Here is an 11,458-nt window from a genome sequence, read left to right on the forward strand (position 1 = left end):
CTCCTTTAAAAAAACAATATATTATTATGCAAAAATTTCCTAATGATTATTTTGTCCGTGTAATTATTACTAATACATTTAAATTAAACATGTTTTTACAATAAAATAATCAAAGTATCTGTTTTTTTATATACGTTTGTACATTGTCATCCTTATTTATTCATTCAAACTTGTAAGCTATAATTCTATTATTTAAAATTCTAATAGTGATTTCTGATTTTCTGTACCCACATTTTCAATATTAAAAAGTTTTTTGAATAAATCGATATCCATATTAGAGTCCTTAGAATTAGCCAAATCTTTCAAAACCCTAATAGGATCTTTTAAGAATTGATTTATTATACTACTCAAATGTTTATTTATTACTTTCAAGTCATGCTCCGATAAATTTGGAAGTTTATTTTTAATGCTTTCTTGAGTTTCCAGTTGAATCGACGATGCCTTTTTTTTCAGTGCTGTAATTATAGGAACAATATCTAATAAATTGACCCATTTCTTGTACTCATCAAGTTCTCCTTCAATCATATTCATAATTTTTTGGGAGGCTTTTTTTCGTTCCATTATATTAGAATTTACAATATCTTGGAGTTCATCAATGTTATATAAAAAAGTGTTTGCGAATTCACATATATTAGGGTCGATATTTCGCGGTACTGAGATGTCAATAAAATATAAAGGCTTTACTTTTCGAAACTTGCTTACCTTCATAACCATCTCTCGTGTAATCAAATATTCCTTTGCCGAAGTTGTGCTAATTATTAAGTCAGATTCCATCATTGAATTCAGCAGTTCATGAATCGGCTTAATTTCAACTGAATAACGATTTGCTAGTAATCTAGCATTTTCATATGAACGATTAATAACTGTAACTCTGTTTGCACCATTTCCTTGTAGATTTTTACAGGCTAACTCTGCCATTTGTCCTGCTCCAAGAATTAATATCGATGTATTATTTAGAGTCTTAAAAATCTTCTTTGCTAATTCAATCGCAGCATAACTAACCGATACTGCTTTAGAACCAATTTCAGTTTCAGTATGGGCTCTTTTTCCAAGTGTAACTGCTTTTTTAAATGAATTATTAAATACTGTACCAGTTGTATTTTCTCTTTGAGCTAACAAAAAACTAGTACGAACTTGTCCTAAAATCTGTGTTTCACCTAAGATTAATGAGTCTAAACCACATGTAACTTTAAATAGATGTTCAATCGCTAAATCTTGTTCATAAAAGAACAAATAAGAAAAGAGTTCATTTTTTTCAATGTTAAACCATTCTGCTATAAATTCTGTCAGCTCATTTTTCCCTTTATTAGATTCATTAACTACCGCGTATATTTCAGTACGGTTACAAGTTGATAATATGACATTTTCAATGATACTTGATTTTTGTTGTAATGCTTTCATTGCAATAGCGTATTCAGAAGGATTAAACGTAAGTTTTTCCCTAATTTCAACAGGAGCAGTTCTATGGTTTAAGCCAACAACTAAAATATGCATTTTTATCACCTTTTTTATGCCTTCTATAATTGCTTTTGGTTATCAATTGAATAATAAAATAATTAAAGAAGAGGGACCATATCTGCACTACCATGATCCGCTCTTCCTTCTATATTATTGATTTGCTTTTTTTACCCATTCAGCTACCGTAACTGTACGTTTTGCCTGATGTTTAACTGCAGCTTCTACATCCTCAATCATTTTTCCATCTTGTCCAACAGTAACACTAGTTCCATATGGATTACCGCCTGCTCCAAATGTAACAGGATCAGTGTATCCAGGAGCAGCGACAATTGCACCCCAATGATACATTGTTGTATAAAGTGATAGAATCGTTGCTTCTTGACCTCCATGTGGGTTTTGAGCTGAAGTCATGGCACTAACAACTTTATTAACAAGTTTTCCGTTGAACCATAGCCCACCAGTTGTATCTAAAAACTGTTTCATTTGAGCTGGCATATTACCAAATCTAGTAGGTACACTAAAAATTATGGCATCAGCCCATTCTAAGTCATCTAACTTTACTTCTTGTACATCTTTAGTAGCCTCAACATGAGCTTTCCACGCTGGATTGCCTTCTATTACTGATTGTGGAGCAAGCTCTGGGACTTTTAATACTCTTACTTCAGCCCCAGCTTCTTTCGCTCCTTCTTCGGCCCATTTTGAAAGCTGATAATTAGTTCCACCCATACTGTAATAAATCACTGCCAATTTTACATTTGTCATTGTATCATTCTCCTTATCAGATGAATCTCCAAATAATTTGGATAAGAAACCCATTTAATACACCACCTATTATGTCTATTTTTTATTCTCTACATTCATTTATTCGAAGTAATTTTCTGATACCAATTTGCCGCGAACTCGACTTCTTGCATGGTTAATTGGTGTCCTTTATTCTCCCAATGAAGTTCTACATCTGCATTAGCTTTTTCCAATAAAGATTTTAATTCAGCAGATTCCATAGGAGAACAAATTGGATCATTTGTACCAACAGCAATAAATACTTTTTTACCTGATAAGTCTGGAAGTTCAATCCCTTTTCTCGGTACCATAGGATGATGCAGAATAGCACCTTTTAATGCATTTTGATAGTGAAATAATAAACTTGCAGCAATATTCGCCCCATTTGAGTATCCTAATGCAATAATATTATTTCGGTCGAAACCATACTTTTCTGCTGCATCATCAAGAAATTCATTTAATTCTTTTGTTCGGAAAATAAGGTCTTCTTCATCAAAAACCCCTTCAGCTAATCTTTTAAAAAATCTTGGCATCCCATTTTCCAATATATTTCCACGAACGCTTAATACAGAAGCTTCATCGTCAATTATTCCTGCAAGTGGTAATAGGTCTAATTCATTACCTCCAGTACCATGAAGTAATAATAATGTAGGCTTTGTTGGATTATGACCTTTATTGAATAGATGTTTCATTATATATTTCCCTCCTTTTGGTATTTCGATTTAAAACATTTTTATCAATTATTGCATAATTATTTCCAGAAATTTATGATTTCCTCTTTTGTACAATGAAGCTGGATCGATTGAAAGAAAAGTAATCAATCCAGCTTCATATAATCAGTCAAGTTCTCTTACTTGTATTGGTAGCAAAATTTGCTCAATTTTTGCTCTATGAGGTTCATACTGTGAAGGCAACATTAATTTTTCACCCATTGTTTCTTGGGATTCATCATGAGCAAATCCTGGAGGATCAGTCGCAATTTCGAATAGAATTTCACCATGTTCTCTAAAGTAAATGGCATTAAAATAATTTCTGTCTTGAACAGGAGTTACACCATATCCATGAGATGAAACGTATTTTTGCCAATCCAATTGATCCTGGTCATCACTAGCTCTCCATGCAATGTGGTGTACTGTTCCAACACCCATTTGACCACGTCCACTACGAGTTAATTTTACGTCGATAATATTTCCAATATCCGCATTAGAACGATATCGAGCAAAGTCACCTTCTCTACCAACTAATTCAAGTCCCATTACATTTTCTAACAATTCAGATGTTTTGTTAGGCTGGGTTGAATATAAAGTTGCACCACCAAAACCTTTGATAGCAACTTCAGGTGTTACTTCACCGAATGTCCATGTATTGATATCACCTTCTTCTCTTTCAACAATTTCCAAGTGAAGACCATGTGGATCATCGAATAGCAAATATTGTTCTCCAAAGCGATTCATGATTGTAAAAGGGATATTGAATTTTTCTAGTCGTTTTTTCCAAAATTCCATAGCCCCTTTTGGAACAACATATGAAGTAACTCCTACTTGACCGTCTCCAATGGTTCCTTGATGAGCTCTTGCCCAAGGGAAAAACGTAATAATTGTTCCTGGTTTTCCACCTTCATTACCAAAATAAAGGTGATAAGTACCTGGATCATCAAAATTGACGGTTTGCTTAACCATACGCAACCCTAAAATTCCTGCATAAAAATCTACATTTTCCTGAGGATCTCCTACAATTGCTGTGATATGGTGAATACCCATTGTTTTCTTACTCATTTTTCAACTCTCCTTTTAAATTAAAGATTAGCCGTTTTAAGAAACTTAGTAATATTATTGTGCCTAGTCAACTAATAAAAACTAATAACATTATTTTAAATTCAAGAATTATTAATTAAAGATATTTTAGAATAAAAATGTATCTAAAGCATATTTACCAGGACCGGTTAAAACTACACCAATAGCCACTACTAGTAAAGTTAAGTTATATTCATATCCATTTGATGTTGCCCATATTCCATTAGGTGCATGAACTTTAATAATTGCCATTGCCATAGTCCCAGCAATCAAAATTCCTGCTAGAGGGGTTAAAAATCCTACAGCAAACAATATTCCGCCAATAAATTCTACTAGCCCCGCGATTAGCGCGATTGTTACGCCTGGTTTCATGCCAATAGAATCAAACCATCCACCAGTACCTTTCAATCCGTATCCACCGAACCAACCAAATAATTTTTGAGCACCGTGCCCGATAAACAATATACCAACTACCAATCGAATCAATAATAAACCTATATTGATCATATTAACTCCTCCTAAAATATAAATATCTTTAAATCGAGATAAAATAAAAAAAATTTTAAGAATAAACTTTATTTCTTATTTTTTTCAAAAGCTTAGTAAAAGTATCAGATTCATCTAAATCTAATGAATCAAACATATTACTAATGAAGTCATTGTATTTCGGCATAATTTCGTTCATCAATTCATTTCCTTCATCAGTTAATATTACATGTATTACTCGGCGATCATCTGGACATGGCATTCTGCATAATAAATCTCTTTGTTCTAGCTTATCTATAACATAAGTCATCGAACCACTTGAGACCAAGATTGAATTTCCAATTTGTTGTATTGTTTGTTTCTCTTTTTGATATAGTACTTCTAAAACAGAAAACTCAGTTATGCTTAACTTGTATTTTGCCATTTCGTCCTTTATTCGGTCATGAATTGCTTTAGATGTTTGCATTAATAGTAGAAAAGGTAGATTTTTGCATTTCTTCTCCATTAATTTCACCTCCAAAAATTACTTCGAATTAAAACATCTTGAATATGAGATAATATTAATACTTATTATTTTTTTTGTCAATAAGCTTTTATATTTTTTAGGATTAAATAAGAATTATTAAGCCAGATACCTACGTTTTTGGTAATTACATAGATAGCTCATAACTTTTTGTTTTTAAACACCCCCTTTTAAGACAATGGTAGAGAGTTTACTATTTGAAAAGAAGTATGCGATTTTCAAAAGTAAAATTCTATAGTATCTCAATGTTTCGCAATATAAGAGAGATGGGAATAATTACTACGTTCTCTAATAGCACTCCTGAGTTGTTATTTCTGTATTCATTAGTTTAATATGGGAATGAGCAGTTTTTTATTTGGTTATTCTCTTAATTAAAAGTAATAAGATTTTGGGATGTTTTGATAACATCTTCTTTAAGTAAAAATAAATTAGTCATTAAATAATATCATTTAGAATAGAGAGTAGTGAAATTATGGAATTAAGAGAATTGGAATACTTTGTAGCCATTTGTGAGGAATTACATTTTACAAGGGCAGCAGAGAAATTAGGAATTTCACAACCTGCTTTAAGTCGTCAAATGAGAGCCCTTGAAGATAGATTAGGGGTTCGTTTATTTGATCGTTTAGGAAAAAAAATTGCCATTACGGACGCAGGTGAAATTCTAAAAGAAGAATCCGAAAAAATATTCTCCAATTTACAATTTATCTATGAACAAATCGGAGAGCTCCAAAAGCTAAAAAGAGGAAAACTGATTATTGGGGTCATGTCGGAAGAGTTAAGTCAACTTGCATCTAAAGTTTTCTTAGAACTTCATCGAAAGCACCCTAATGTTCAATTGAAGATCACTCAGTCAGATAATATTGAAGATATGGTTATTCAAAATGAAGTCGATTTAGCACTGACAATGCCTTTAGAGAATGAACAGTTAACAAATATTCCTTTATATAATGTAGAATTTTATTTAGCTGTCCCATTTAATCATCCTTTGGCTGAAAAGGATAAAGTTGATTTTGAAGAGATAAAAGACCTGCCCCTTGTTTTAAGTCCTGTAAACCACAATTGCCGAAAAGTAATTGATATTGCCGCTAATTCTTTAGGATTCGTTATCAAACCAATTATAGAATTAACTGATGTCAAATCTATATTGAGTTTAGTGAAAGCAGGTATTGGTGCAACTATTCTTCCAAGTAAACATCTTGCTTCGGATAATGCTGAAACCCTCAATGTGATTAAAATAGTAAACCCTAGAATATGTAAGGAAATTGCTATTGTACATCATAAAGATAAGTATATTGGAAATGTTGCAAGAAGTTTTATGGAATTATTATTTGATTATGTGAATGAGGCAAATCTTTATGAAAAGGAAAGTGAAATTGCTTTAATTCATTCTTAACAGTTCTCATAAAAAATGCCCCATTCCATAAAACGGAATGGGGCAAAGTTAAGAGTAGATATCTTTTAAAGTTATTATTTTAACGTTGTTTTTTAGGCAATTTTATTCGTTGAACACTGCTTCTATTCGTGCCGACAAACAAGTATTTTTCGTCAGGGGATAGTACAAGTGCAGTCGTATCTTTGTTTTCGAGGCCTTCGGATATATTAGTCCATGTTACTCCCCCATCCACACTCATTAACACACCACGACCTCCTTTTCTTAAAAAGCCTAATTGATATTTAAGAAAGGAACCAGTTGCAGCATAGATAACATTTGGATTACTAGGGGAAACGATGATATCATTTACAAACATTTCGAGCTCAGACCCAGCACCCTTTGCTTTTTCTAGGGTTTTCCCTCCGTCCGTGCTGACATACAAATAGTTTCCTCCAACCACTAAATGGTTTGAATTGTTTGAATCGATCGCTAAACTGCTCAAAGGAACGTTTTGAATTTTTTGGAATGATTGGCCCATGTCTTTGGACAAAAATAGACCGTCCTCTCCTCCTGCCCAAATTCGGTTAGGATCTTTTGGATCACCGGCAAGAGCTGTAAAAATGTGTTTTTCTTGTATTATCTTTTTCCAATTCTCCCCACCATCCTTGCTAATCCACACACCAACCTCACCTGTCCGAGGGACAACATATGGGATCACGATTTCATTCGGGTTGGCTGGGTGAACCAGCATGCCAGTAGGGACTGAGCCATCTACAAAATTTAAATCCCAGTTTTGTCCTCCGTCCTTGCTTCGGTAAACATACATGAACCCATCCGCACCATTGCGTATTTTATAAACGACATTTGGTTCTGCAGGAGACGTAGCAATTTTAAACACTGTTTCTCCATATTTTCCTTCACCTTTAGCCGCTCCCCATTCGAGTGTTGCGGAATCAATCTTGTTTTGATCTGGTAATGCTGTCCGGTACGTTTCGGAAAATGTTCCGGCAAGTAACTGGTATCCTTTGGAGTTCTTGGAAATAGCCAAGTCAAAAACCGTTGCTGAAGGAATACCGACTCGATTATATGTTTCCCCTTTATTCTGTGTTTCATAGATTCCTGCTTGATCAGAAGAAACATAAACTGGGCGATTTCCAAAAGGAGAAGATTTTGTTCCTAATGCAAAATCGATTTCAATGGAGTTATAATCTGGAAGCGGTTCTTTCCAGGATTCCCATGTTTTTCCGTAATCACGGCTTACCCATATTCCATCATACGCTGTTCCTACATAAATACCACCATCCAAAATTTTCACGGCAGATACATTATTAAATGGTACTTGGTCGTGCGTAAGTTCTTTCCAATCTTTACCTTTGTTAAAGGAAGCGTACAAACCGCTACCCCATGTACTAGCAATTAGAATATCTTGATTACCTAGTATTTCCTTTGTATTTCCTTGAAACAATTTCTCGGATGTAGCCGAACCAGAGAATACGTTTTTTAGAACGTAAACGCCGCTAGAGCCATCTGAAAGGTAAAGGTCATTATTCACAAGCTCTGCGTCATCTAGATATGACCACCATCCAGATAATTTCTCCCAGTTCATTCCTCTATCCAAGCTGACATAGACTTCGTTTTTCGTAATTGCAACTAGTTTCTGTCCACTTTTATCAATTACTAAGTCAGAAATATCTATATCTGGAAAAGGTAGAGTTCTCCATGTTTTTCCGCCGTCTTTGCTGGCTAATATTTTACCTATATAAGTTGTATCCAAGAGTTTATTATTTGAATTAATTGGCACATATATATTTCGTGCATTTGTGGGATCAACCACCATTTTCTTTGGCGATCCTCCTTGGACAGGAAAATTTCGATACTCATGCCAAGTATCTTTCCCATCCTCCTTACGGAAAAGAGAAGGATTCTCTCTTGTTAACACTGTCATGCTATTAGGATTTTTTGGATCAAAAGTCATCAAGCCATTATTAGAGTAAGGTCCAACTGAGTCCCAGGATGAAGCGTGTTCCTTATCTGCTGGTAATTTTTCCAGATAACCAGAACCTATTATGCTTGATTCCTCAGTCGAGGAATTTTTGACTGTCGAAATTGCATCAATACGATAGATTCCCACTTCGCTTGTCTGAACTGGCACGCGCCACCAATGATCATTCTCTAATACAGGAGTCACTTGATTTGTATTTCCGCTTGGAGTTCGTATCGTCACTTTTGGAGCTTGTGACAAATCAAGCGGACTGTATATAAAGGCTTCCGTTTCATTCATTGAGGATGCTACTGGATCGGGTGTTGCAGTAATTTGAAGATGCCTTACAGTAAATTGGTATGGCTCGCGCAAATGTTGAGATTCTGTTGCTGATTGTATATTTCCTTCTATCCATCCCGAAATAACCGTATCCTGATCCGGTCTATCCATATTGATGCTCACTTCAACATTGACCTGTTGACCTGGTTCTATATGAATATGAGATGGATTCACAGTTACCGCTGCCTCGGATTTTGTATTATCTTTAACCGTGAAATCCATATCAACCGGTTTTTCACCGTGATTGTTCAAAGTTAATGAAGCGCTTTTATGAATCTTCGAATCTTTTATATCAGCAATTCCAAAATTCAATGCATTAGGTGAGGCGACGACATTCGTTTCCGCCGCAGCCTTAACATCCAATCTTCCTGCCCCTTGTGTAAGCACATCATATGATGCCAGCGGTTTCGCGGTTTCTTTTAAAGCACTGGAAATCTCTCTGGCATTCCAATCCGGCTTGAGTTGTTTCAGCAGCGCAGCTGCACCAGCCACATGTGGGGCTGCCATACTTGTCCCACTCATTCTTGTGTAACCGGAGTCATCATCCTGTTTCTTAATATAAGTCGAATTGATTTCAACACCTGGAGCGACTAAATCAGGCTTTGCTCGAAGGTCGGAATTACCACGAGAACTAAAGGAAGCCATTTTATCCGTTGCGTCTTTTCCTGAAATCGTTATTTTGACAGGTCCCTTGGCCAAGTAGGACTTTAATTCCTCAGCTTTTGTTCCATCAATTGCCATTGCGACCAGCGTTTCCAATCGGCTATCCCCTGATGAATCTGCTAGGAATTGATCTTGTTCTTTCATCTCTCCACTTAAGTTAGATGAATATTGAGATGGAATCGATTCTCCTAATTTAAAAACAGAAGCAAGTTGAGGACCAACTTCCGTAGGCTGGAAAAAGAGCGCAGCCTCGGCCCCTTTTTCTTGAGCTGTTCTCCCTGCTGTATATAAATATTGCTGTGGATCAGCACCTTGAGGCAATTGAATGAGAACAATCTTTCCTTTTACATCTAATCCATTATAGTTTTCAAGTCCGCCTTCTCCAACATCTACCAGCTCGCGAGTGGTTTCTGCTTCAGGAGGATTAGCTGTAATCCCAAGGCGGGTAATGGATAAATTCTCTTCAAGAGGTGAAACCATCTTCGCTGCTGGTACTTTAATACCGCTTGTACTTGCTCCAACAGCAAGTACCCCTTCAGCCATAGCTGGAGCACCAATGGTACCATAACCAGGTCCATAATTCCCTGCTGACGCGACAACAACTACACCGGCATCAACAGCATTTTGAGCAGCTTGAGAGAGCGGGTCATTACCATCGCCAGGACCACTTATACTCATATTAATTACATCTGCTGGGAATGGATTGTCTGGCGAAATAGAAGCTTCTATTCCGGCAATGATATCGGAATCATTTCCTTCTCCATATTGGTTTAGAACTTTATAGGCTGTGATGGAAGCATCAGGAGCCACACCGGTCACCTTTCCATGCGCAGCAATAATTCCAGAGACATGGGTACCATGGCCTTGGTCGTCCATCGGATCGTTATCATGATTGACAAAATCATATCCCCCGACAACTTTATGCCCTTGCCCGAATCCCCCTCCAAGGTCAGGGTGATTATAATCCACACCTGTGTCAATCACAGCGACTGTCACTCCCTTCCCTGTAATTCCTTGATTGTTTTGGTCGTGCTTAGACCAAACGTCAGGAGCACCAATCAAAGGGACGCTGTCGGCTAAGTCTGCATGATATTTTTGATCCAGATATACCGCTTTTACTCCAGGAAGAGAACGCAGTTCATCAATTTTGTTTTTTGGTACTTGTAATGAAACACCGTTAAATACGAACGTATATTCGTTTGACTTGTTGAATGGAATCTTCTTTTCTTTTATTTCTTGTAATACATTTCCATGTGATTGTTTTAAGTTCTCAATTTGATCTTTTAACTTTCTTATTGTAGTTCTGGAAAAAGCTCCAACATTTTCGGAATGTGGCATGGATTGAATAGCAGGAGCTCCTTCCATTTCGACCACAACACGTGTCATCGCATCATCGGGACTTAATCCTTGTGCCTTACTTAATGGAGCATCAAAAATAAATTTAGCATTAGAGATTACTAGGGCTGAAGCAACTATACCAGTCGCAGCTTTTCCCTTATACCACGTAGTTCGTTTTTTCATCTTTGCATCACCTTTATCAAAAATTACATTTCAGGACAGCTGAATTACCCCATAAAAAAACGGAAAAATTATACTATTCTTAATGTTAAGGCTATTATATGGTAATATATTTTTCTGGTAAATGACATTATCGATATGATTATGATTCGTTTTAGTTATGATTGATTGGAATGAAATCTGAAATTATATCAGAATTACAATTGTAAATTATATGTTTTAATCTTCAGTAATGAATAACAAATTTAATTTTTTTAGAATAGTTATCTTTAAAATGAAGAATAAGATAAATTGTTAATTATTAACAGTTCATACATATAATGGTTGCCCTTTTTTATAATTAAAAACTTTACAAACCAATCTGTTTAATTAGTTAAAATCACAGTAATTAATATGAATGTTGGGTGATTAAAGCTTAACGAATTCAAAGAAAAAAAACCTGGTTCAATTTATAGTGAACCCTTTATGTGGGACACGAGAAAAAACACCTTTTATGTCGTATAGTAAACTATATTACATAAGGGGTGTTTTTTTATGGGGACAAG

Annotated in this window: 8 protein-coding genes; 1 reads left to right on the forward strand and 7 read right to left on the reverse strand. The window is 35.4% G+C overall.

Annotation, left to right across the window (positions count from 1 at the left end; all coding sequences use genetic code 11):
• Positions 1-192: 192 nt before the first annotated feature.
• The 6 genes from hemA to ACFVRR_RS14470 all read right to left on the reverse strand — a co-directional run bounded on the left by hemA (position 193) and on the right by ACFVRR_RS14470 (position 5,022).
• On the reverse strand, positions 193-1,494 hold the full coding sequence (gene hemA / locus ACFVRR_RS14445; protein WP_335492312.1) for a glutamyl-tRNA reductase: 1,302 nt from the start codon (positions 1,492-1,494) through the stop codon (positions 193-195).
• Between the two features lie 114 nt (positions 1,495-1,608).
• Positions 1,609-2,274, reverse strand: a complete 666-nt coding sequence (gene wrbA, locus ACFVRR_RS14450; protein WP_387329673.1) for an NAD(P)H:quinone oxidoreductase — start codon at positions 2,272-2,274, stop codon at positions 1,609-1,611.
• Between the two features lie 41 nt (positions 2,275-2,315).
• Positions 2,316-2,930: an alpha/beta hydrolase gene (locus ACFVRR_RS14455; protein WP_387329676.1), complete on the reverse strand. Its 615-nt coding sequence runs from the start codon at positions 2,928-2,930 to the stop codon at positions 2,316-2,318.
• 144 nt (positions 2,931-3,074) lie between these two features.
• Positions 3,075-4,013 (reverse strand): ring-cleaving dioxygenase, encoded by a 939-nt coding sequence (locus ACFVRR_RS14460; RefSeq protein WP_387329679.1) that lies wholly within the window; start codon positions 4,011-4,013, stop codon positions 3,075-3,077.
• A 126-nt stretch (positions 4,014-4,139) separates the two neighbouring features.
• The gene (locus tag ACFVRR_RS14465; protein ID WP_387329682.1) at positions 4,140-4,538 is read right to left on the reverse strand and encodes a DoxX family protein; all 399 of its coding nucleotides are present in this window, start codon (positions 4,536-4,538) and stop codon (positions 4,140-4,142) included.
• A 55-nt stretch (positions 4,539-4,593) separates the two neighbouring features.
• Positions 4,594-5,022, reverse strand: a complete 429-nt coding sequence (locus ACFVRR_RS14470) for a MarR family winged helix-turn-helix transcriptional regulator (RefSeq protein ID WP_387329686.1) — start codon at positions 5,020-5,022, stop codon at positions 4,594-4,596.
• A 490-nt stretch (positions 5,023-5,512) separates the two neighbouring features.
• Between ACFVRR_RS14470 and ACFVRR_RS14475 the strand changes: the two genes are divergently transcribed.
• On the forward strand, positions 5,513-6,433 hold the full coding sequence (locus ACFVRR_RS14475) for a LysR family transcriptional regulator (protein WP_387329689.1): 921 nt from the start codon (positions 5,513-5,515) through the stop codon (positions 6,431-6,433).
• A gap of 79 nt (positions 6,434-6,512) precedes the next feature.
• Here ACFVRR_RS14475 and ACFVRR_RS14480 read toward each other — a convergent pair whose 3' ends face one another.
• Complete coding sequence (locus tag ACFVRR_RS14480) at positions 6,513-10,916, reverse strand: S8 family serine peptidase (RefSeq protein ID WP_387329692.1); 4,404 nt, start codon at positions 10,914-10,916, stop codon at positions 6,513-6,515.
• Positions 10,917-11,458 lie beyond the last annotated feature (542 nt).

The sequence above is a fragment of the Gottfriedia sp. NPDC057948 genome, assembly GCF_042887255.1.
GTDB lineage: Bacteria > Bacillota > Bacilli > Bacillales > Bacillaceae_G > Gottfriedia.